Source organism: Bogoriella caseilytica, from assembly GCF_003752405.1.
Taxonomy (GTDB): domain Bacteria; phylum Actinomycetota; class Actinomycetes; order Actinomycetales; family Actinomycetaceae; genus Allobogoriella; species Allobogoriella caseilytica.
In genome coordinates this window covers 3,055,178-3,076,904 of the sequence record NZ_RKHK01000001.1, presented here as the reverse complement: position 1 = coordinate 3,076,904, position 21,727 = coordinate 3,055,178, and the positions used below count along the sequence as shown (strand labels likewise).

At 68.3% G+C, this 21,727-nt stretch carries 21 protein-coding genes, 1 tRNA gene and 1 pseudogene; 9 read left to right on the top strand and 14 right to left on the bottom strand.

Annotated elements, in window-relative coordinates; all coding sequences use genetic code 11:
- Window positions 1-5 precede the first annotated feature (5 nt).
- Together EDD31_RS13815 and EDD31_RS13810 are read right to left on the bottom strand one after the other, a co-directional pair.
- Window positions 6-557 carry an ImmA/IrrE family metallo-endopeptidase gene (locus EDD31_RS13815; RefSeq protein WP_123304660.1) on the bottom strand — a complete coding sequence of 184 codons (552 nt, stop codon included), beginning with the start codon at window positions 555-557 and terminating at the stop codon, window positions 6-8.
- A gap of 3 nt (window positions 558-560) precedes the next feature.
- Window positions 561-923, bottom strand: coding sequence for a helix-turn-helix domain-containing protein (locus EDD31_RS13810; RefSeq protein ID WP_123304659.1), 363 nt, complete (start codon window positions 921-923; stop codon window positions 561-563).
- A 311-nt stretch (window positions 924-1,234) separates the two neighbouring features.
- On the opposite strand from EDD31_RS13810, the gene EDD31_RS13805 reads away from it, so the two are divergent.
- From EDD31_RS13805 to EDD31_RS13795, 3 genes are read left to right on the top strand one after another with little or no spacing between them, the layout of a single operon-like run.
- Entirely contained in the window at window positions 1,235-2,245 is a 1,011-nt protein-coding gene (locus EDD31_RS13805) for a nucleotidyltransferase domain-containing protein (protein ID WP_123304658.1), read from the top strand.
- On the top strand, window positions 2,242-3,708 hold the full coding sequence (locus EDD31_RS13800; protein ID WP_123304657.1) for a HesA/MoeB/ThiF family protein: 1,467 nt from the start codon (window positions 2,242-2,244) through the stop codon (window positions 3,706-3,708). Before EDD31_RS13805 ends, EDD31_RS13800 begins: the two co-directional genes overlap by 4 nt.
- Window positions 3,705-5,477 carry an SAVED domain-containing protein gene (locus tag EDD31_RS13795; protein WP_123304656.1) on the top strand — a complete coding sequence of 591 codons (1,773 nt, stop codon included), beginning with the start codon at window positions 3,705-3,707 and terminating at the stop codon, window positions 5,475-5,477. Before EDD31_RS13800 ends, EDD31_RS13795 begins: the two co-directional genes overlap by 4 nt.
- A 59-nt stretch (window positions 5,478-5,536) precedes the next feature.
- On the opposite strand, the gene EDD31_RS13790 is transcribed toward EDD31_RS13795, so the two are convergent.
- Window positions 5,537-6,508: a tyrosine-type recombinase/integrase gene (locus tag EDD31_RS13790; protein ID WP_245991227.1), complete on the bottom strand. Its 972-nt coding sequence runs from the start codon at window positions 6,506-6,508 to the stop codon at window positions 5,537-5,539.
- 484 nt (window positions 6,509-6,992) lie between these two features.
- On the opposite strand from EDD31_RS13790, the pseudogene EDD31_RS13780 reads away from it, so the two are divergent.
- From EDD31_RS13780 to EDD31_RS13765, 3 genes and pseudogenes are all read left to right on the top strand, one after another.
- Window positions 6,993-7,366 (top strand): annotated as a pseudogene (locus EDD31_RS13780) (hypothetical protein); the annotation flags it as partial.
- A gap of 464 nt (window positions 7,367-7,830) precedes the next feature.
- Window positions 7,831-8,223, top strand: a complete 393-nt coding sequence (locus tag EDD31_RS15025; RefSeq protein WP_245991225.1) for a tyrosine-type recombinase/integrase — start codon at window positions 7,831-7,833, stop codon at window positions 8,221-8,223.
- Between the two features lie 205 nt (window positions 8,224-8,428).
- On the top strand, window positions 8,429-9,613 hold the full coding sequence (locus EDD31_RS13765) for an IS481 family transposase (protein WP_123304654.1): 1,185 nt from the start codon (window positions 8,429-8,431) through the stop codon (window positions 9,611-9,613).
- Window positions 9,614-9,664: 51 nt separating this feature from the next.
- On the opposite strand, the gene EDD31_RS13760 is transcribed toward EDD31_RS13765, so the two are convergent.
- Window positions 9,665-9,738: transfer RNA gene (locus EDD31_RS13760), tRNA-Pro, on the bottom strand.
- A gap of 210 nt (window positions 9,739-9,948) precedes the next feature.
- On the opposite strand from EDD31_RS13760, the gene EDD31_RS13755 reads away from it, so the two are divergent.
- The 3 genes from EDD31_RS13755 to EDD31_RS13745 are packed head-to-tail and all read left to right on the top strand — an operon-like array spanning window position 9,949 to window position 12,686.
- A complete protein-coding gene (locus EDD31_RS13755) occupies window positions 9,949-10,524 on the top strand; it encodes an STM3941 family protein (protein WP_123304653.1) in 576 nt (191 codons plus the stop codon).
- A gap of 25 nt (window positions 10,525-10,549) precedes the next feature.
- The gene (locus EDD31_RS13750; protein ID WP_123304652.1) at window positions 10,550-11,758 is read left to right on the top strand and encodes a hypothetical protein; all 1,209 of its coding nucleotides are present in this window, start codon (window positions 10,550-10,552) and stop codon (window positions 11,756-11,758) included.
- Window positions 11,759-11,813: 55 nt separating this feature from the next.
- Complete coding sequence (locus EDD31_RS13745; protein WP_123304651.1) at window positions 11,814-12,686, top strand: oxygenase MpaB family protein; 873 nt, start codon at window positions 11,814-11,816, stop codon at window positions 12,684-12,686.
- Window positions 12,687-12,809: 123 nt separating this feature from the next.
- On the opposite strand, the gene der is transcribed toward EDD31_RS13745, so the two are convergent.
- The 10 genes from der to xerD all read right to left on the bottom strand — a co-directional run bounded on the left by der (window position 12,810) and on the right by xerD (window position 21,697).
- Window positions 12,810-14,369, bottom strand: a complete 1,560-nt coding sequence (gene der, locus EDD31_RS13740) for a ribosome biogenesis GTPase Der (protein ID WP_123304650.1) — start codon at window positions 14,367-14,369, stop codon at window positions 12,810-12,812.
- A gap of 12 nt (window positions 14,370-14,381) precedes the next feature.
- A complete protein-coding gene (locus EDD31_RS13735; protein ID WP_123304649.1) occupies window positions 14,382-15,068 on the bottom strand; it encodes a lysophospholipid acyltransferase family protein in 687 nt (228 codons plus the stop codon).
- Window positions 15,065-15,793, bottom strand: coding sequence for a (d)CMP kinase (cmk, locus tag EDD31_RS13730; protein WP_123304648.1), 729 nt, complete (start codon window positions 15,791-15,793; stop codon window positions 15,065-15,067). Before cmk ends, EDD31_RS13735 begins: the two co-directional genes overlap by 4 nt.
- Window positions 15,794-15,842: 49 nt before the next feature.
- Window positions 15,843-16,985 carry a prephenate dehydrogenase gene (locus EDD31_RS13725; RefSeq protein WP_123304647.1) on the bottom strand — a complete coding sequence of 381 codons (1,143 nt, stop codon included), beginning with the start codon at window positions 16,983-16,985 and terminating at the stop codon, window positions 15,843-15,845.
- The gene (locus EDD31_RS13720) at window positions 16,982-17,722 is read right to left on the bottom strand and encodes a pseudouridine synthase (protein WP_123304646.1); all 741 of its coding nucleotides are present in this window, start codon (window positions 17,720-17,722) and stop codon (window positions 16,982-16,984) included. Before EDD31_RS13720 ends, EDD31_RS13725 begins: the two co-directional genes overlap by 4 nt.
- Window positions 17,719-18,345: an SMC-Scp complex subunit ScpB gene (scpB, locus tag EDD31_RS13715; protein ID WP_245991224.1), complete on the bottom strand. Its 627-nt coding sequence runs from the start codon at window positions 18,343-18,345 to the stop codon at window positions 17,719-17,721. Before scpB ends, EDD31_RS13720 begins: the two co-directional genes overlap by 4 nt.
- Window positions 18,338-19,171, bottom strand: a complete 834-nt coding sequence (locus tag EDD31_RS13710) for a segregation and condensation protein A (RefSeq protein WP_123304644.1) — start codon at window positions 19,169-19,171, stop codon at window positions 18,338-18,340. Before EDD31_RS13710 ends, scpB begins: the two co-directional genes overlap by 8 nt.
- Entirely contained in the window at window positions 19,171-20,034 is an 864-nt protein-coding gene (locus tag EDD31_RS13705) for a ParA family protein (protein WP_123304643.1), read from the bottom strand. Before EDD31_RS13705 ends, EDD31_RS13710 begins: the two co-directional genes overlap by 1 nt.
- A 105-nt stretch (window positions 20,035-20,139) precedes the next feature.
- Window positions 20,140-20,592, bottom strand: coding sequence for an SRPBCC family protein (locus tag EDD31_RS13700; RefSeq protein ID WP_123304642.1), 453 nt, complete (start codon window positions 20,590-20,592; stop codon window positions 20,140-20,142).
- Window positions 20,593-20,752: 160 nt separating this feature from the next.
- Window positions 20,753-21,697, bottom strand: coding sequence for a site-specific tyrosine recombinase XerD (gene xerD, locus EDD31_RS13695; RefSeq protein WP_123304641.1), 945 nt, complete (start codon window positions 21,695-21,697; stop codon window positions 20,753-20,755).
- Window positions 21,698-21,727 lie beyond the last annotated feature (30 nt).

The following is a 21,727-nucleotide window of genomic DNA, read 5'->3' as shown; positions in this document are numbered from 1 at the left end:
CCGGTTCACACCCACTTGGCGCGGGCCCGCTGCATCACCTTGCGCGCTCCGCTATGGTTCATTCTCCAGCGGGCGATCGCGAGGCTGACGTCGTAGGCATCCGCTGCCTCCTCGTCGGTGGCGTTCGCTCGGGCGAGCCGGAATGCTCCGTCGTTGGGGATCAGCATCTCCCCCGAGAGCCAGTCGGCTTCGGCTTCTTGGTCGCCGCCGAGCCCACACTTCCTCTCGTCGGAAAGCGAAACGCCGAACTCGTGCTCCAGGACGACGTGGGCGAGTTCGTGGCACATGGTGGTGCGACGACGAGTCAAGGGCTGAGCATCGTTCTCCAGGATGACCACGCCACTCCCGTTTGGGATCAGCGCCCCGGACAGTGCGCTTCCGTCCGCTCGCAGGAAGTGATCACGCGCGACACCATCAAGGTCACTGAGCTGGACGACCGGGATGCCGTACTCAGAAGCGAAGGCGTAGGGGTCGAAAGGCGCATGCGCGTCGAGGCCGATCTCGGCCCGTAGCTCCAGCGCGAGGCTCTTCGCCTCGGTCTTGAATCCTCGACGCACGAGTCATCCCTGAGCCCGTGCACGTTCGATGGTCGCACCGATGACCTGTTGCAGGTACTTGACGTCGGTCTCGCTGAGATCCTTCCGGGCGCGCAGGAGCGGTGCGAGCTGCGCCATGAGGTCGGGCTCACGTGCGTTGTCGTGCTGCCCCTCGTGGTCGAAGAAGTCCTCGGCCGGGAGTCGGAGCCAGGCAATGATCGTGGCGAAGCCGTCGGTGTCCGGTTTGAGGCCGTTGCCGAGCCGGGAGAGTAACGAGGGACTCACCCCTACTTCACCGGCGAGCGCTCGCCAAGAAAGCTGCCTCTCTTGACGCGCGGCGTCTAGGGCGGAGTACAGCGCGGCCGTCTTGATCGTGGTCTTGGCCATACCCTCAGTGTGTCACATCTGCGACAGCACGTCACCTTCGACAGAAGTGTGTTAGAATTGAAACACAGCATCGAGTCTGGAACATCGAGGAGGTGAGGAGCATGGCAGGCAAGAGAGGGCGCAGCGCGGTCACGGGTCGGTTCGTGAAGCAGTCCACGGTGAAGCGCCACCCAAAGACCACGACCAACGAGAGCACCGGCAAGCGCGGCGAGAAGTAGCACGCCCCCTGCCCTTCATGCTCGTCGAAGTGTCGGTGGTGTGAGGCAGGCTCAGAGAAGTCCAAGACATTCACAACAAGATCGGAGGGCCCGATGGCTCACCTCAAGCAGCAGTTCAAGGATGCGCTGAGCTCCATCGAGCCCGGCGATGACAAGGCCAACGCGCCGGAGGCGCACCGGCTGGTGCGCGATGCACTCGAAGCCGACGCTAAGCTCGCCGAGTACGGAGTGGACCCGGTGCTGATCGGCTCGTACAAGAGGAACGTGTCGATCAAGCGAGTCAAAGACGTTGACGTGTTCGTGCGGCTCCCGGACCTACCGAGCGACGTCACGTCGAAAGACATCCTCGACCGATTCTTCACCGTCCTGCATGCGGAGTTCGGTAGTGATGGCGATGGTCACCGGCGAACGAAGCGTCAGGATCGCAGTTTGCAGGTGTCGTTCCCCGAGTACGACCTGTATGTCGACGCGGTGCCTGCTCGTCCTTACTGGGACGGTGAGACGTGGGAGATCCCGCAGAAGGGCGATGAGGACGAGTGGGTGCGTACCAATCCGGAGAAGCTCACGTCGCTGTCGACCGCAATGAACTCGGCGCATGACGGCTATTACGTTCCCACTGTGAAGCTGCTCCGTCAGACCCGACGTTCGATACTCGGCTCCGGAAAGAAGCCTGGTGGGTTCTTCATCGAGGTCGCGACGTATCAAGCCTTCGCCTCCGGCCTGGTATCGGGCAACGATCATGCAGAGTATTACGTCTCTGCTCTCGAAGAGGTCAGCAAGATCATCAACGGCTACGTCACCTTCGGCCTCGGGGTAAACGACCCCACCCTGGCGGGGCACACCATCAGCATTCGTGCGACAGATGATGAGCTGGAAGCAGCCAAGACTCGTTTCGCTGAGGCTGCGGAAACCGCACGCGACGCGCTCGACGAGGAGGACGAGGGCAAGGCCGCGCTGGCGTTCCAGGGACTGCTGGGCAAGAACGGCGACGACGAGACAGTGTTTCCGATGCCGCCGGGATTCAACGAGGACGGGTCGAAGCGCGCGTCCGCCATCTCGGCTGGCGCACGGACCGTTCCGGCGGGCACGAGGACCTTCGGGTGACCCTCACCGAGTACGACGACTACGTCGCATACTCACGACAGCACTTCGAGGAAGGGCTGATCCGAGCCGGCTTCACGGAGGATGACCACGGCTGGCGAGGGACAATCGTTCACCCTGGCGGTGCAACCGAGGTTCTCATGACGCTGCGTTCCCGCTACCCCTTTCACCCTCCTCGCGTGGTTCCGCTCGACTCAGATGCGGTCGCGTGGTCCTGGCACAGGGAGTTGGACGGGGCGCTGTGCTTGGTCGCCGAAGACGATCACGACGGACTGTGGTGGACGGAAGCGCCAGCGTTCCTCGAACACGTCACTGCCTGGTTCGAACAGGCGGCAGCAGGCTGGCCAGACGATCGACCCGACCTAGACCTCGACCGTTACTTCAAGCCCTCCGAGGATGAGCGGCTTTATCTCTACGATGACCTGACCCGATATCCCAGCGGATTCGTTCGGTTCCGCCCGGCAGCGAACAACCTGATGCGAATCGCCGGCGGCGCCAAGCCAGCGAAATCCTCGAAGCACAGCAAGGATCGCTTCGGATACGTTGCCAACCTCGGCAATGTAGACGTGCCCCCAAGATCATGGGACGACATCTCCGCTCGCATCAACCCCAGCGTCGACCTGGACCGCAGAATCCGCAACCACACGATCGAGATCGTGGTGCTGATCTACAGCCGGGGCTCTCACGAGGGCGCAATCACACTCGAAGTGTGGCCCACGATAGGTGGCGGCGTCGCGGTCAGACGCCTGAGCTCGGGTGCCGACACCGATGCCGCCAAGTCCGCACGCTCAGGTCTGCTTGCTCCTGAACTCCGCGGACGTCGAGTAGCGATTGTGGGCGTCGGAGCCCTCGGCTCGTTCGTCGCGGACATGCTCGTGCGCTCCGGTGTTCACAATCTCACCCTGCTCGATGGCGACGTCGTTATGCCCGGAAATCTTGTCCGTCACCTTGTCGGCCCTGAGGCTGTGGGGCGGTCAAAGGTTGAGGCGGTCAAGCAGCATCTGGTTGACCGCAGTGGGATTGCAGCCGCCGACATTGCGGTGATCGATCACTCACTCACCTCGGGCGACGAGGCTGTCGAGCTTCTCGGAGACCACGATCTCGTGGTGAACGCGACCGCCGATTTCGCCACCACTGCACTTCTCCACGTCACTGCACGGGCATTGTCCAGGCGAATCGTCTCAGCGGCGATTCAGAACGGCGGCACGAGCTACCGAATCGATGTGCTGCCACCGCTCGACGGAGCTGAACCGTTGCCGCCCTCGTCAGTCGTTGTCGATCAGCCTGAGTCTGAACTGTTCGAAGCTGGCTGTGGCAGTCCAATCTCTCCGACGCCCCCTTACGCGGTGATCGAGGCGGCCGCAGCGACCGTGCGCCACGCCGTCGGCCTGCTCGTTGATCGCCCTCTCCACCCAGCGGGGGAAACGCGAGACCTGTCGATCGGCGCAGTGAGGAGTCACGAATGACTCGACCACCAACGCGCATCGAACTGCGCGTCGACGCTTACGAGACCATCGCCTTCGAGGCAGCGAACCACCTCCCTCGGGAGACCGGTGGCATCCTGCTCGGCTACCAGGACAACGGCACCATCGTGGCAACTCACGCCCTGGTTGTTGAGGGGCAAGGGGCAACGACGAACAGGTACGTTCGCGACGACATTCGCGCGGACGAGCTCTTGCAGGAGTTTCTGCAGCAACGAGCTGACGACGATCCGATCGGCTACGTCGGTGAGTGGCACAGCCACCCCTCCCCATCTGGACCGAGCACCGTCGATCACGCAGCGATGCGGGCGACCGCCAAGGTTAGTTCCACCCCGATCGCGCTGCTCGTCTTCGCGCCTGGCGCAACCGGTGCGATCTTCGGGCTCATCGCCCGCCGCCAACGGTTCGGGAAGACCACAACGAAGGAAGCAGTAGTCTCTGTCCCTCCTTCAAGATTCCCTCCCCTCGGTCCTTTACCGGACGGTGCCGTCCGCGGCGACGGCCCAGTATTCATCTCCTACCGCCAATCAGACGGCACCGCACAAGCCGACGCCCTCGAAGATCTCCTCCGGGCCGCCGGGCTTGTCGTGTGGAGAGACCACACCGACCTGCGACCCGGCACGACCACCGACCGCCTCGAACAGGCACTCACCCGAGGTCTCTCGGCGGGCGTGCTCGTCGTCACCCCCGACATCGCACACAGCGATATCGTCCGCGAACGCGAACTGCCACGTCTGCTCCAGCTCGACGCCGATCCCAACTTCAGCCTGTGCATCGCGAACACGATCACACGGGCAGGCGAAGAGGTGAAGTGTGACTACGACGCCCCGGATCGGCTCTTGCGACTCGCGCCAGCACGAACCCTGGCTGACAAGAAGCAGGCGAACATGCGCCAGCCGTCTGGCGAAGTCGAGATCGTGCGTGACCTTCTGATGCACCGCGTCGAGCAGCGAAAGCCGATCATTCGCGCAGAGGCACGCGATTTCACGATTCGTGTGCAAAGCCGCCCCGCATCATCTGCCCTTGACGCCGACGAGGAGGACCTTCACATCCGACTCAAACCGTCCGAGGATGGGCGGCTTCCTTCCCGAGGAGGGCTGGAACTGCTCCAGAAGACTCTCCCGCTGACCAGCGATGCCGTGTACACGGCGGACGCAAAGAGCGTGCGTATATCGGGCGGAGCTCACTTGTCAGTCGGCCTCGGAGTTGGCGCGGCGCTGCCTGAAACGAAGATCGGCAGGGTGATCGTGGTCGATCCAGAGGAAAATGCCTGGACATCCGCCGCGCCCGATGACGACCCGCAGACCACCGAGCTGACTATCGAGCCCGCCCAGATAGGGCAGGATCAAGCGGCAGCACTCAAACATCGCGTGGCGATCTTCGTGACCTTGACGCCACATGCAGATCGGACCGCTTTCGAACAGCTTGTGAACGACTCAGCCGATGGATTCGACGCAGCCGAGATCATCTCGCTTGGGAGTACAGAACGAATCGACCCACGAGAGGCAGCTCGTCTCAGCGCGGCCATCGCACAGCAAATCAAGAAATTCTCCGCCAGCCAAGGACGCGCCGAAGTACACCTCGCTTTCCACGGTCCTTACACGATGGCCGTACTCATCGGGCGCTACCTCAATACGCTGCGAACCGTCGTCTATGAATGGGATGGCAACAGGAAGGATGAGCCCCGCTACAAGCCCGTGCTCGTCCTCGAGCCTGGTGTAACGGGCGGACCGATCGCTGACGTCCTCCCGTAAGGATCGGCACGACGAGCACCGAGGATGCCTATACGCGTTCCCTCCGCAGGCACTTCCCGTCATCCAGCCAGACCAAAAGCCTGCTCAAGATGCTCAGCAGTGATGGGGTCGACGGTCTCGCTGCGCTGGATGTAGTGCTGCATCGTGATCCGCGGGTCGGTGTGCCCGAGGAGTTCGGATGCGAGGAGTGCACCTTGGGCGTCGTTGATGACGGTGGCGACGGTGCGGCGGAAACGGTGCGGGGTGACGTTCTCGATCCCGGCCTCATCCATCACGTCGCGCAGGAGCCGGCGGACGTTGTTCGTCGTGTGCGGCGTCCCGACCCGGGTACTAAACAGAAGCGCGCCCGGTTCGGTGTCTCCGCTACGCAGCAGGCGCGAGCGGATCGCCTGCAACGTGAATGACGGCAGCGCGACGCGGCGGACCGAGCGATCCGTCTTCGGATGATCCTGCCGATGCGTCGGCTCGCCTTTGCGGCTGATGATCGTCCCGGCGATCCGTGCGGTCGGGATCGGGCCGTCCAGGTCGAGATCCTGGAGGCGGATGGCGAGGACTTCGCCGATGCGGGCGGACGTGCCGAGCATGACTTCGACGATCTGCCCGAGTTGCCTATCCGGCCTCGGTCCCGCCAGTATCCGCCGGGACTCCCAAGCCTTGATCGCGGCACGGATGTCCTGCACCTCGCCGATTGTGAACGCGTCGGGGATGGTCTTCTTCCGGTGCAGCCGGGAGACGTGGTCCATCGGGCTGCGAGGCAGGATCTCATGGCGGACAGCAAGCGCGAGAGCGAGCCGGAGGACGACGCGGGCGTGCTTGGCGCGGCTGTAGCTGCGCTTGGCGAGGTGCTTGAGGAAGTATTCGCAGCGGGCGACCCCGACCTCACGGAGTGTGAGGTCTTTGAATGCAGGGAGGACGAGGCCACGCATGTCGCGGTCGTAGAGATTCTTCGTGGTTCGTGAGAGGTGGTCTTCGATCTCCATGTCTTCCAGCCAGTACGCGACGAGCTCCGGGAACGCGCTGTCGGCGCTCATCCCGTTGAATCCGGGCTGGTAGATGGAGCGTTCGGCGAGCTTCTGCTTCAGCTTTCGCTCGGCGGCGGAGCGCGAGGACCCGGTGGCCTGGACGAGTCGGCTCTTGCCGTCCCAGTCGCGGTAGCGGGTCTTCGCGATGTGGTTGCCGTTGGGCTGTGCGTTGGTGGCGAGGACTCCGAAGGTGCCGACGGCGTGCGGGGCCTACCCACGCGCGCTCTCCGCACCGCCGGGAAACCCGGCGGCGCGGCCGGGTTCGCGCGTGGCCTCCATCCAGGTGCGGACGTCGCTGACGCCGAACATGATGCGCTTCCCGAACCGGTAGGTGCGGGGACCCTTCCCGTTGGTGCGCCAGTCGTACAGGTAGAGACGGGGTCGCCGAGGTAGTCGGCGAGTTCGTTGATGTTCAGGAATAGTTCCAGCCCGTGGGAGCTGGGCTGTGGGTCATCGTTCATCCCTCCAGTCTCGAAGCCCTTGGCGTGTGACGCTGCCGCCGTTCTGGCACCGGCCCCTGAGCTGGTCTGGGAGCTGTCCGGGCTGCACATGCACTGGCAGTGCGCCTACGAGCCGGAGCAGAACGGGTCCGCACCAAGCGGCTGGCACCGCGACTTCGCCGCCACCCGCGGCTGGCTACGGGACTGGGTCGCCGCCTCCGGCACCCGCCTGGACCGCGACCGCCCCACCCGGCAGACCACCTGGCCCGGCGAGGGCCCTAAACCCGCGATCGAGGATATCGTGATCGCCGACCGCGAGCAGGTCTTCCGCGCGTTCATGGAAGCCGATGTCGCGCGTCGGGAGGAAGCCGAAGGAGCCTTCTTCGCGGCGCTGCCCGCCGGTGACCACGATGAGCGAGACCGTTGAACGTGGCGTCGGCTCGGTCGAGCCGCTGTGGTGCGCCCGGGAGATCTCGGAGTACCTGAACGGCTCCTAAGCCACCGTCTCGCGCTGGCGGTGCGAACGCATTGGCCCGCCGTTCCTCCAGATCGGCGGCGTCTCCCGCTACAACCCGGTCTCAGTCAGAAGCTGGGTGCGCGAGCAGGAGAACGGTCATGGCTGATCCGTGCAAACTCCGAATGCCGCCGGTCGGAGTGCGGCTGTCCACCGACGTCGAACGCCGCGTCGACGGGTTCCGCGCACGCGTGCGATGGACCGACCCCTAGACCAGGAAGCGCGTCGGACGAGTCAGCCACATCCGCACCACCGAGGATGTCGAGTATTCTTCGACCAGATGCGGGGCGGAGCTAGATGACCCGCTCCTACGCGGGTCACGCGGCGGCGTTTTCACCACCGCGACCTTCCGTGAGGCGACCCACTGGGATGACCTCGTGGCCAAGCTCGGCTTCTACAACCTCACCCGGCACGGGCTGCGCCACACCGGAGCAAGCTGGCTGGCCGACGCCGGCATCGCGCTGCACGTGCTCCAGAAGATCCTGGGGCACCAGTCGATGGAGCCAACCAAGGACTACCTGCAGCCCACCACCGGCACCTCGCGGAGGCCGCACGGCAGGCCAACCTGGTCTTCGCCGCACCACCGACACGAAGGAAGCCGGTCGGCGCGACAGCCCCCGCCTGTGAGTCCCGCCAAGCCCGCTCCGACCCTCCGCGGAGGAGCCGGAGCATCGCCTGCCCGCAGATTGGTCCACTCGGAAGGCCCTTTCTGGTCCACTTCCAAGCCCGCGGTCACGCATCCGCAGACGTCCTCGCCGTCCAGTGCATGAGGATCAGCACGGACGCCAGCCGGCTAGAACGGAACTGCCCCCCCCAGACACGACGAAGCCCTGGTGAAAGTTTCCTCTCACCAGGGCTTATTGTCGGGCTGGCGGTGTGTGGTCTCAGGACATCGGAATGGGGTGTCTCGCGTCATCGGAATAGGCATGTCTCAGGTGATCGGCATCAGTGTGGGTCTGGTTCCAGGCTTTGGAGATGTCGAAGCGTCGTCTGGTCATCACAGCCGTTCTTGCCGGGGCTACTCAGTCCGAGGTCGCTCGCCGCTACGGTGTCTCCCAGGGATGGATCAGCCGTTTGATGGCCCGATGGCGAGCCGAGGGCGAGGCCGCTTTCGAGCCGCGCTCACGGGCACCGAAGACCCGCCCGGGCGCCACCGCGCCGGCAACGGTCGACCTGGTTGTTGCCCTGCGCACCCAGCTGAGCGCCCAGGGTCTAGATGCCGGGGCTGAAACCATCGCTTGGCATCTCAAACACGACCACAACACTGCTATCTCCCGGGCCACGATCCACCGGATCCTCACCCGAGCAGGTCTGATCGACCCGAGCCCGAGGAAACGGCCTCGTGCTTCCTACATCCGCTTCGAAGCCGCACAACCCAATGAGACCTGGCAATCTGACTTCACCCACTACCGGCTCAGCGATGGCCGTGACGCCGAGATCATCACCTGGCTCGATGACCACTCCCGCTACGCCCTACACATCAGCGCCCACCGGCCGATCACCGCCCTGATCGTTGCCACGACCTTCCGCGACACCGCAGGCGAGCACGGCATCCCCGCCTCGACCTTGACCGATAACGGCATGGTCTACACCGTCCGCCTGGCCAGCCAAGGCCACCGAGGCGGGCGCACCGCACTCGAGGCCCAACTCCGCCTCTGGGACGTGATCCAGAAGAACTCCCGCCCGGGCCACCCCACGACCTGCGGCAAAGTCGAGCGCTTCCAACAGACCATGAAGAACTGGCTCCGCGCCCACCCCCACCAGCCCGCCACCACCGCCGAGCTCCAAGACCTGCTGGACCAGTTCCGCCACGAGTACAACACCCGACGACCGCACCGCTCCCTGCCAAACCGGGCCACCCCAGCCACGCTCTACACCTCGCTACCCAAAGCCCTCCCAGGGCCCAGTCGCGACACGCAGACCCACGAACGCGTCCGCCACGACATCATCGACGCCTCCGGCAAAGTGACCCTGCGCCACGCAGGACGCCTGCTGAAGCTCGGCATCGGGCGAGACCACGCTCGAACCCCCGCCATCCTGCTCATCCAGGACCTCGACGTCCGCGTCATCCACGCCACCACCGGCGAGATCCTGCGCGAGCTCACCATCGACCCCACCCGCACCTACCAACGCCAAAGCCAGAAACGACAAATGGGCTGAACCCCCACAACGGGGGTTCAGCCCATTCCGATGTCCTGAGACATCACATTGTCGGGCTGGCGGGATTCGAACCCACGACCCCTTGACCCCCAGTCAAGTGCGCTACCAAGCTGCGCCACAGCCCGCGGTCGTTCGGCGGATGAACACCACCGGAACGGCCTCGACGATGCTACCTCAGCCACAGCGCCGGACTCACAACCGAGCGGGTGTGAGCCTCGCGACCCTCGCCGCTCCCGGATAGGCCCCAGGCCGCCATCAGTGACCTGGGCTACGCTGGCGCCGCGATGCCGGCGGTGCAGTGGGCCCGCCGGTCGGCACCGGCGCGGGAGTGATCCATGAACGATCCACAATCCTGGGAGCGAGAACTCGCCACGGCCGGGCACGTGCGCATCACGAGTTCCCCGGGGAAGATCCTGCTCCTGATACCGATGGCACTGGTCTTCGTCGCTGTGGGCTACTGGCTCACCACGAGTTCAGACCTGACGATGCTCGTGGTCGGCTGGGTGTCGATCGTGTTCGGAGCTCTCGGCGTGGGAGCGGCCCTGCTCCAGTTGGCCATACCTGCCGTCATCACGGTGACCGCCGATCTCATTCGCGTCCGCCGCTTCACCACGACCGTCATCCCGTGGACCGCCGTGGAGGCCGTGATGCACCAACGCATTCATTCGACCAACCTGGTGACCTTCCTCCTCACCGACGAAGGCGCGGCTCAGCTCCGAGACTCCGCCACCCGAGCCACCCGGGCCGCGCTCGCCGCCAACCGGCGGAGTTTCGGGAGCGAGCAGCTGAGTCTGCCCACGGCGCTGACGGCCAGCGCCGCCGATCTCGCCGCATGGCTCGCCATCGTGCACGCCCGTGCCACGGGCCATCGAGCCCCGTGGACCGAGAGATTCCAACCACCTGCCCGGTGACGCACAGTCGCCAGAAAGGGAGAGCGTGACCGACAGCCACCACCAGGAGCCCGAGTCCTTCGAGGGGCACACGGCCATGGGTCGGCCGTTGTCCATCAACACGGCCTACAAGCGCTGGGAGCTGACCGCCAAGCGGGAGACCGTGATCGACACCGTCGCACCGCTGCGCCCGCTGCGGAGCCCCTACTTCTGGGGTTGCGTGCTGGCCACCCTCGCCAGTGTCGGGCTGCTCGTGCAAGGAGAGTTCCTCACCGGCACGCTCGCTCTGCTCGGCTTCGGGCTGCTCGGCCTACCGCTCAGCTACTTCGGCGCCACCGGTGGTCCCCAGCTGCGGCTCACGCGCGAGGGCCTGGCACTCCAGCGCCCCGGCCGGCGGAGGCGCGCACCACGCTGGACCCTTCCCTGGGACGGCTTCGACGTCGTGCGGGTGGACGCCTCACGCCGCCCTCTCAGCCTCGAGGTGAACCACCACGGCCAGCAGGCGCTGCGCGGCACGCGGGCCACGCTCGACGGAGGAGTCCTGCGCCTCCCCCGGCTCGCGTTCCCCCAGTTGTACGAAGCCGGCCCCTGGCTGGCCGAAGCGCGCGCCACCTTCGCCGGCAGTGAGGCGCGGCTCGACGACTCCGCCCGCCGCGCCGAGGCCTATCCGGAGCGCACCGTCACTGCCACCGCGCGCGAGCCAGAGAGTCAGAGCGGCCAGCAGGCCGAGTGGAACGCCCAGCTCCGCCAGGACGGGCAGGTGACCCTACGGACCTCCCGCAGAGGAGCTGCGGTCGCGACTGTCTTGTTCCTGGTGCTCGCCGCGATCTGCGGGGCCACCGCGTTGCTGGCCCCCCAGGCCCCGCCCTCACCGTGGAACTCTCCACTCGCTCTGGCCATCGTGGCGGCCGGCGCCCTGCTGCTCGTGGCCTGCGCGCTCTACACCGCCACCCGCATCCTCCGGCCCACGTCCGTGGTGATCCGGAGCGACGGGGTGCACATCGGCCAGGTCGCTGTGGCCTGGCACGAGGTCCAGGAGGTGACGAGCGACAGCCTCAGCGCCGTCCTACTGGTCCCCGAGCCCGCGCGCACCACAGCGGTGATGAGCCGGCTCCCAGCTCTGAAACGGGCGGGGCGGAGCCTCAACCGACGCACCGGGGAACGCGACGGCATCCGCATCCCCGGGCTGCTCGCCGAAGCCGAGGAGCTGCGAGGCTGGCTCCAGGAGCTGCACCGCACCGCCCGCAGCCAGTAGCTCGCACCGACGGCGCCCGCACGCGCGGTGCCGGCCCGCCGGGCAGACTAGACGAATGACCTCGGACCTACGCACCCGGCTGAGCCAGGCCCTCTTGGAGAAGGTGGCCGGCGAGGACGCCGCAGCGGTTCGCGAGCGGATCCACGCCACCCCCGGCCCGCGCTGGTTCGACGACGACTCCCCCATCCAGATCGTGCACGGTGACCCGAGCATGTACATCGGCGGCATCCGCGCGCTGCTCTTGCAGTCGCTGCACCCGCTGGCCATGGCCGCGGTGGCCGCGCACTCGGGCTACCGCGCCGATACCTGGGGCAGGCTGGCGCGCACCGCCACCTTCCTGGCGACCACCACCTTCGGCACTGCGGAGCACGCCCAGCAAGCCGTCGACATCGTGCGCGCGGTGCACGTGCGCATTGCCGGTACCGCCCCGGACGGCCGCCCCTACCGCGCCGACGACCCCGAGCTGCTGCTGTGGGTGCACTGCGCGGAGATCGACTCCTTCCTCACCGCCCACCACCTTTACGGGCGCACCCGGCTCACCCCGGAGCAGCGCGACACCTATGTGGCCCAGACTGCGGTCGTGGCCCGCAAGCTCGGCGCCCACCGGGTGCCCACCACGCACGCCGGGCTCCGCCATGCCCTCGCCGAGTTCCGCCCGCATCTGCAGAGCACCGAGGCCGCACGCGACGTGGCCGCCTTCCTGCTGCGCGAGCCCCCACTGCCGGGCTCGGCGCGCCTGGGCTACGGCCTGCTCGCTCGGGCCGCCGTCGCCACCCTGCCGCGCGCCACCCGGCCGATGCTCGAGGTGGCCGACCATCCCCGCCTGGACCGCTTCGTGCACCGCCCCGTCGGGCACCTGGGTACCGCAGCCATGCGGTGGCTCAATGACGCCGAGCCGATGGCCCGGCCTCAGCGCTCCCCCGACTGAGCCGGCCCGAGGAGACGCCGCGGCGCATCGGGTGGAGAAACTGGCGGTCAGCGCCACTTTCCCCACCCGATCGTCACGCCACGCCTCGTCACCTCACACCACTGGTGGTGCCCCTCTCCCAGCTCAGCGGCGCTTGCGCTTCTCCCGCACGCGCACGCTGATCTCGATCGGCGTGCCGGTGAACTCGAAGTGCTCACGCAGCCGGTTCTCGATGAAGCGCCGGTATCCCGGCTCCAGGAAGCCCGAGGCGAAGAGCACGAAGCGCGGTGGCCGGGTGGCGGCCTGTGTGGCGAAGAGGATGCGTGGCTGCTTGCCCCCGCGCACCGGGTGCGGGTGCGCTGCAGCCAGCTCCCCGAGGAAGGCGTTCAACCGCCCGGTCGGGATGCGGGTGTCCCAGGAACTCAGCGCGGTGTCCAGCGCGCGGGTGAGGCGGTTGGTGTGCCAGCCGGTCAACGCGGAGAGGTTCACCCGCGGCGCCCAGGTGAGCTGGACGAGGTCCTGCTCGATCTCGCGCTCCAGAAGCGGACGGCGGTCCTCATCCACCATGTCCCACTTGTTGAAGGCGATCACCAGCGCGCGCCCGGCGTCGATGACCTGCTGGATCACGCGGGTGTCCTGCACGCTCATCGGCTCGGAGGCATCGATGAGCACCAGGCCCACCTCCGCCTTCTCCAGGGCTGCCTGGGTGCGCAGCGAGGCGTAGAAGTCCGCGCCGGAGGTCTGATGGACGCGCCGTCGGATGCCGGCGGTGTCCACGAACCACCAGGGGCGCTGGTCCACCTCGATCAGCTCGTCCACCGGGTCACGGGTGGTGCCCGCCGTGGAGTCGACCACCACGCGCTCCGAGCCGGCCAGCCGGTTCAGCAGCGAGGACTTCCCCACGTTCGGCTTACCCACCAGGGCGATACGGCGGGGCCCTCCCTCGGGCAGGTCACCGGCCACCCCGGAGACCTCGGGGAGGATTCGCATCGCCTGATCGAGCACGTCGCCGCTGCCGCGGCCGTGCAACGCGGAGACCGCCCATGGCTCCCCCAGGCCGAGGGACCACAGCGCGCTGGCGTCCGCCTCTTGCATCTGGGAGTCCACCTTGTTGGCCACCAGCACCACCGGCTTGCCGGAGCGGCGCAGCAGGCGCACCACCTCCTCGTCGGTGGCGGTGGGGCCCACCACGGCGTCCACCACGAACATCACGGCGTCGGCCATGGAGATGGCGACCTCCGCCTGGTGGGCCACCGAGGCGTCCAGTCCGGCGGCGTCGACCTCCCAGCCGCCGGTGTCCACCAGAGTGAAGTCACGACCGGCCCACTCGGCCGGGTAGCTGACCCGGTCGCGGGTGACGCCGGGAACGTCCTGGACCACGGCTTCGCGGCGCCCGAGCACCCGGTTGACGAGCGTCGACTTGCCCACGTTCGGGCGGCCGATGACGGCGAGCACGGGCAGGCCGGGCCGGGGTCCCTCCTCAAAGGGAATCTCCTCGTCCTCCAGCAGAGCGAGGTCGGTCTCGTCGAGTTCGTAGTCGGCCAGGCCTGCCCGCAGCGCCTCGGCGTGGCGGGAGTCCTCGGCTGGGTCGACTACCTCGGGTCCCTCTCCCGACTCCGTGCCGGGCGTCGCTTCCGGCTCCTCGCCGATCGGCGCAGTGGCGTCGACGTCGTGGGGCTCGCGGTCATGCTCGGGGGTGGTCATGCCCCCATTCTCTCAGTCCGGCAGCTGGACGCCGGTCATCGTGATCGCGGCGTCCACGTGGGCCTTCATCCCGGTGCCGATCCCCTCCATGGCGCGAGTCAGCGCCGCGCGGCCGGTGAGCCCTTCGAGCTGGAGATCCAGCGGCCTGCCGATCACCACGTGCAACTTGGCTCGCGCAGGCGGCACATAGCCCCGCGGGTCGCCCGGGCGGCGGGTGCCGAGCACCGCCACCGGCACCACGGGCGCCTGGGTCTGGGTGGCCAGCCAGGCCACGCCGGCGCGCACCTCGGAGACATCGCCTCGCCCGCGGGTGCCCTCGGGGAAGATGCCGACCACGCGGCCCTCGGTCAACAGCTGCTTGCCCACGGCCAGCGCGGAGCGCCCGGCCTTGCGGTCCACCGGGATCTGGCCGGCCAGGGTCATGGCCGGGCCGCCGGCCCAGTGGTCCCAGAACTCCTGCTTGACCAGGATGTGACTGCCGCGCGGCAGTGCTCCGTGCAGCAGGGGCCCGTCCACGATCCCGGTGTGGTTCGAGGCGATGAGCACCGGGCCGCTCGCCGGTAGGTTCTCCTTGCCGTGCACCTGGGTGTTCCACCAGATGTGGTCGAGCACCCACCCCACCCGGCGGGACCAGATCGGGCCCCACCGGTGGATGTCCTGGGCTGTCACGCGCTGGCCACGCGTAGGTTGCTGGGTCATCGCGCCGCCTCCTCGGAGTGCGCGCAGGTCGTGTGGTCCGCGATAGCGCCGAGGACGCCCTCGACCACCTGCGAGATGTCCAGCTCGGAGGTATCGATGGTGAGCACGCCGTCGGCTGCCGTCATGAAGTTCGAGACGGTGGAGTCATCGGCATCGCGGCGCAGCACCTCATCACGGGTGGCCTCGATCGTGGCGAGGTCGGCCACGCCGTGGCGTTCCTTGGCGCGGCGGGCCAGGCGCGTGGACTCGGAGGCGGTGAGCAGGATGCGCACATCGGCGTCGGGGGCCACCACGGTGGTGATGTCGCGCCCCTCGGCGACCACGCCCGCGCCGGCGGAGCGGCCATCACGGGCCTCCTGGGCGAGGATCTCGCGCTGGAGCCGCTTGAGTTCGGCGCGCACCTCGAGGTTCGTGGCGATCTTGGAGACCACCTCGGTGAGTTCCTTGGCGCGGATGTCCTCGGTGATGTCGGTGCCCGCGCACACCACGTGCGGGTCGTGCGGGTCGGTGATCATCTCCAAGGGCATGGCGCGCACCACGGCCGCCACGGCGGCTTGGTCGTCGAGCTCCACGCCCTCATGCAGGCTCCACCAGGTGGCAGCGCGATACATGGCGCCGGTGTCGAGGTAGGACAGCTGCAGGCGGGAGGCCACCTGCCGCGAGACCGTGGACTTCCCCGTCCCCGACGGGCCGTCCACGGCCACCACGATCCCTCGGCCCGTCATACCTTCTCCTTCGTTCCTGCCGCAGATGTGCGGCCTGTCTTCCCCCGCGTCACGGAGCAACCACTTGCCAGCCCCGGCGTTCCAGCGCCTTCTCCAGCGGGCCGGCCGCAGCGGGCAGAACGGAGATCCGCGCCAGACCCACACGCTGCCCCGCGGAGTGTTCCAGGTGCAGATCTTCCAGGTTCACGCCCTCCTCGCCAACTTCGGCGAGCAGCCGGGCCAGGGCCCCGGGCTCGTCGGGCACCAGCGCGGTGACTTCGCTGTAGCGGCGCGGCGCACCGCCGTGTTTGCCCGGAATGCGCTCCACGCCGCGGTTCCCGGCGGCCACAGCCTGCGCGAGCGGCCCGGTGGCGCCCGGGGCATCGGGTCCGTGCTCAGCCGAACGATCCAAGGGCTCCAGGAGCTGGTCGAGATCCTCGCGCAACTGGCGCAGCACAGCCGCCACGGGTGCGGCATTGCCCACCAGGATCGTGGACCACAGCTGCGGATCGGAGGCCGCGATGCGGGTGACGTCACGCAGGCCCTGCCCGGCCAGGGCCAGCGCCTCCTCCGGAGCGTCCACCAGGCGGGTGGCCACCAAGGTGGCGGCGAGCTGGGGCAGGTGGGAGACCAGGGCGACGGCGTCGTCGTGCTCGCTGGCACCCATGCGCACCGGTGCCGAGCCGACGTCCGCGGCGAGTGTGCGCACCGCGAGGACGGCGTCCTCCGCGCTGCCGGCGTGGGGGACGATCACCCAGGGCCGGCCCGCGAACAGATCGGCGTGCGCGGCGGCGGCGCCGGATCGCTCCCGCCCGGCCATGGGGTGCGAGCCGACGTAGCGGGAGACGTCCAGTTCAGCCGGGCGGCTCGTGGCGAGGACTTCCTCCTCGATGGGTGCTTTCACGCTCGCCACGTCGGTGACGACCGCCCCCGGATGGGCGCGCAGCGCCTCGATCACCGCGACGGCCGCCACATCGGGCGGGGTGGCGACGACCACGATGCTCGGTGCGGCGGTGTCGGCCGGGTCGGGGATGTCGCCGGCACCGAGATCCCGGGCCAGGGCCAGGGCTTGCGGGGAGGCGTCCGCGAGCTGTACCTCGACGCCGGCGCCGCGCAGAGCCAGGCCCAGGGAGGCGCCGAGCAGTCCGGCGCCGATCACCTTGACCGGGCCGCGGGTGCCCACCGCCCCGGGGCCGTGGGTCGCGGCGGTCACAGGCCGACCGCCTGCATCAGGGCGCCGAGCTCGCGCCCAGCGATCGTGCGGGTACGGCCGGCGCGCAGGGAGCCCAGACGCACGGGCCCCACCTGGGTACGCACCAGCTGGGTGACCGGGTGGCCCACCTCGGCCAGGAGCCGGCGCACGATGTGGTTGCGGCCCTCGTGCAGGGTGAGTTCCACCAGCGAGGTCTGCCCGGAGATGTCCTTGATGGCGAAGTCCTCGACGGTGACCGGGCCGTCCTCGAGTTCGATGCCCGCGGTGAGCTTCCGGCCCAGCTTCGGCGCCACCCGGCCCTCGACGGTGGCCACGTAGGTCTTGGAGACCTCGTACGACGGGTGCGCGAGCCGGTGCGCGAGTTCGCCGTCATTGGTCAGGAGCAGCAGGCCGGTGGTCTCGGCGTCCAAACGGCCGACGTGGAAGAGCCGCTCGGCGCGGTCGGCCACGAACTGGGAGAGGTCGGGCCGCCCGTTCTCGTCACTCATGCTCGAGACCACGCCGAGCGGCTTGTTCAGCGCGATCGTCACCTGCGAGTCATCGAGTTGCACGCGCAGCCCGTCCACGTGCAGCACCGCGGTGGCCGGGTCCACCCGGGTGCCGAGTTCGCGCACCACGGCGCCGTCCACGCTCACTCGGCCCTGGGCGATCATGGTCTCGCAGGCCCGCCGCGAGCCCAGGCCGGCGTGGGCCAGCACCTTCTGCAGGCGCACGCCCTCGGCGTCGTCGGTGCTCACGTCAGCTCCTCATCGTCATCCAGGCCGTCAGGAAGGTAGGGCGCCAGTGGCGGGAGATCGTCGAGGGAACTCAAACCGAGGCGCTCCAGGAACGAGGTGGTGGTGCGGTAGCGCGCGGCACGCTCACCACCGGCGGACTCCGGCTCCACGTCCTCGATCAGGCCGCGGGCCTGCAAGGTGCGCACCACGCCGTCCACATTGACCCCGCGGATGGCGGCGATACGCCCGCGGGAGATGGGCTGACGGTAGGCGATCACCGCGAGAGTCTCCAGCGAGGCCTGGGTGAGTCGGGCTGTCTGGCCGTCGAGCACGAAGCGTCCGACCAGGTCCGCGTGCGCCGGGTGGGAGTAGATGCGCCAGCCGCCCGCGGCCTCGCGGAGCTCGAAACCCCGCGGGCGCGTGGCCGCCTCTCCCTCGCCGCGGTACTCCGCAGCCAGCCGGTGCAGCATCTCGGTCACTTGACCGGTGGGCAGGCTGAGCACCGCGGCCAGGCGTACCGCGGGCACGGGTTCCTCGGCCACCATCAGGATCGCCTCGATGGCTGCGAGCCACTCCTCGGGGGCGACGTCGTCCGGAACGGTCTCGTAGGGCAGCGGCGCCGCGGCCTCGCGGGGATCAGTCATCGAAGTCATCTTCCACCGTGACGGCGCCCATCTCGCTGCCGGACCAGCGGATGGTCAGCTCACCGAGCGCCTCAGCCTGATCGAAGACGACGTCACCGGAGCGGAAGAGCTCCAACAGGGCGAGGAAACGCGAGACCACGTGACCCAGCGTCGGGGCGTCCTCGGTAAGCTCCGCGAAGGTGGCCTGACCGGCAGCACGGAGGCGGTCCACCAGCAGCGCCGCCTGTTCGGCCACGGGTACGACGGCGTGATGCAGATGCGCGGTGGAGACCTCGGGGTCCTCGGGACGGCGCGAGAGCGCCACCGCGGCCAGGCGTGCGAGGTCGTGCGGGGAGATCCGGGTGATCAGTTCCGGCAGCAGCGCGGCGAAGCGCGGTTCCAAGGGCGCCGCTCGCGCGAAGCGGCGCGAGCCCTTCGTCCACTGCTCGTGCAGGTGCGCCGCAGCCTCCTTAAAGGCTTTGTACTGCAGTAGCCGGGCGAAGAGCAGGTCGCGGGCCTCAAGCAGCTCGAGGTCCTCCTCGTCCTCCACGGCGCCACGCGGCAGGAGGCGGGCGGCCTTGAGGTCCAGGAGAGTGGCGCCGATGACCAGGAACTCGCTGGCCTGGCCCAGGTCCCACTCGCCGCCCTCGGCGTTCTGCTGGGCGGTGATGTGGGAGATGAACTCGTCGGTGACCTGAGCCAAGGCCACTTCGGTGATGTCGAGGCGGTGCTTGGCGATCAGGGAGAGCAGGAGGTCGAAGGGGCCTTCGAAGTTCTCCAGTGTCACCGCGAAGGAACTCAGTGGCCGATGGCTGCCGGGCCGCTGGTGTTCGGTGACCGCGGTCATCAGGGTGCGTCGCCGCGGGCCACCAGCTCGCGGGCCAGGCGGCGATACGCGTGCGCCCCGGAGTGGGTGGGGGCGTAGCTGGTGATCGGCTCGGTGGCCACCGAGGCATCGGGGAACTTCACGGTGCGCCCGATGGTGGTGGTGTAGACCTGATCGCCGAAGGCTTCCTGGACGCGCTCGAGCACCTCCCGGGAGTGCAGGGTGCGCAGATCGACCATGGTGGCGAGAATGCCATCGATCTGTAGGCGCGGGTTGATCCGCTCCTGTACCCGTTCGATGGACTCCACCAGCAGGGCGACACCCCGCAGTGCGAAGTACTCGGTCTCCAGCGGGATAATGACGCCGTGCGCCGCGGTCAGGGCGTTCACCGTGAGCAGGCCGAGCGAGGGCTGGCAGTCGATGATGATGACGTCGTAGTCGTCCATCACCGGGCGCAGCACCCGCGCGAGCGCCTGCTCACGCGCCACCTCGGAGACGAGCTGGACCTCCGCGGCGGACAGGTCGATATTGGCGGGGATGAGATCCAGGCCGGGCGTGGAGGTGGCGGTCAGGATCTCGCGCACGTCCGTGCGCGGCTCCAGTAGCAGGTTGTAGATGGTGCGCTCCAGCTCGTGCGCGTTCACCCCCAGGCCCGCGGAGGCGGCGCCCTGCGGGTCGAAGTCCACGATGAGCACCTTGCGCCCGTACTCGGCCAGCGCGGCACCGAGGTTGATGGTGCTGGTGGTCTTACCCACCCCGCCCTTCTGGTTGCACATGGCGATCACCCGTGCCGGGCCATGGCTGTCCAGCGGCTCTGGCACAGGGAAATCCGGCGCAGCCCCAGGGGCGACGTCAGTGGCCGGAATCAGGCCCTCCTCGTGCATACTCACCGCGCCCAGACTAGTCGACATCAGCACCGGGGCCCGGCATCGACACCGGCGATCCGGATGCCGAGGCCAGGCCCCGTGCTGCTGTGGGTCAGTTGGTCCTCAGCTGACATCCCCACGCCAGCCACCGGTCTCGAGACCGCGACCCTCGATGAACGTCTTGAAGCGCTCGGCATCGCCCTTGACGCGCTTGCTGTCCACGCCCAGCGCCGAGCCGATCTTCTCGGCTGCGCCCTCCGGGTCCCAGTCCAGCTGGATCATGACCCGGGTCTTGTTCTCCTCCAGGTAGTGGAAGGTGACCACACCGGACTGCTTGAGGTCGCCCTCGACGGTGGTCCAGGCGATGCGCTCATCGGGATGCTGCTCGGTGATCTCCGTGACGAACTCGCGGGTCTGGCCCCCGATCTCGGTCACCCACCGGTTGCGCGTCTCGGTGAGCTGAGTGACGGACTCGACGCCCTCCATGAACTCCGGGAAGGACTCGAACTGCGTCCACTGGTTGTACGCGATGCTCAGGGGGACGTCCACATCAATAGACTGCTCAACGTTGCTCATGTCCTGCCTCCATCAGATCGATTGGCCTCCCCCAGCCTGACAAGGCATCGCCCACCCCGCGACCGGAGAGCCGAACCGGCCGTGGTTCGGCGGGGACGGCGCTGCCGGGAGTGCGCGCCCGCGATGCGTTCTGCTAACCCCGCACCCGCGATGGGTCCTGTTAGCCCCGCGCCCGGGGGTGTGCCGAGGCGTAGACCTCCCGCAGGGTCTGTGCTGTGACCTGGGTGTAGATCTGCGTGGTGGTCACCGACGCGTGACCGAGGAGCTCCTGCACCACGCGCACATCCGCCCCGCCGGCCAGCAGATGGGTGGCGAAGGAGTGGCGCAGGGTGTGCGGGGAGATGTGCTCGGCCACCCCGGAGCGCGCCGCTGCGGCCTGGAGTGCCGCCCAGGCACTCTGCCGGCTCAGGGCATTGCCGCGGGTGTTCAGGAACAGGGCTGCGTTGCCGCGACCGGCGCGGGCCAGCTCGGGACGCCCGCGCACCAGGTAGGCCTCGATGGCCTCGGCGGCGTAGCGCCCCACCGGCACCATGCGCTCCTTGCGCCCCTTGCCGTACAGGCGCAGCGCCGGAGCCTCGTCGTCGAGCCAGAGGTCGTCCACGGCCAGGCCCACGGCCTCGCTGATGCGTGCACCGGTGCCATAGAGGAGCTCGAGCAGCGCGCGATCACGGAGCGGGACCGGCCCCTCCCCCAGCGAGGCGGCCTCCAGCAGACGCTCGACCTCCTCCACGGAGATGGCCTTGGGGAGGCGCCGCGAGGGTGCCGGAGCTCGCACCTCCGCGCTCGGGTCGATCGTGGTGAGCCCTTCGGCCAGAGCAAAGCGATGCCAGCCGCGTACCGCAGCGATCACCCGGGACGCCGAGGACGCCGCCAGGGCGGTGCGGCCGTCCGAGCCGGAGCGCAACGCCTCGGCGAAGGAGGCGACATCCTCCTCGGCCACACCGCTCAGGCTGCGATGCCCGCGATCGCTGAGGTACGAGGTGTAGCGGCGCAGGTCGGCGGCATAGGCCGCAAGAGTGTGATCACTGAGGCCGCGCTCCACAGCGAGATGGGCGAGGTAGTCCTCGCGGGCGCGTTCCAGGCGCCCCCGGCCCGGCTCAGCCATGGTGCCCGGTCACCACGGGCTGCCGCACCG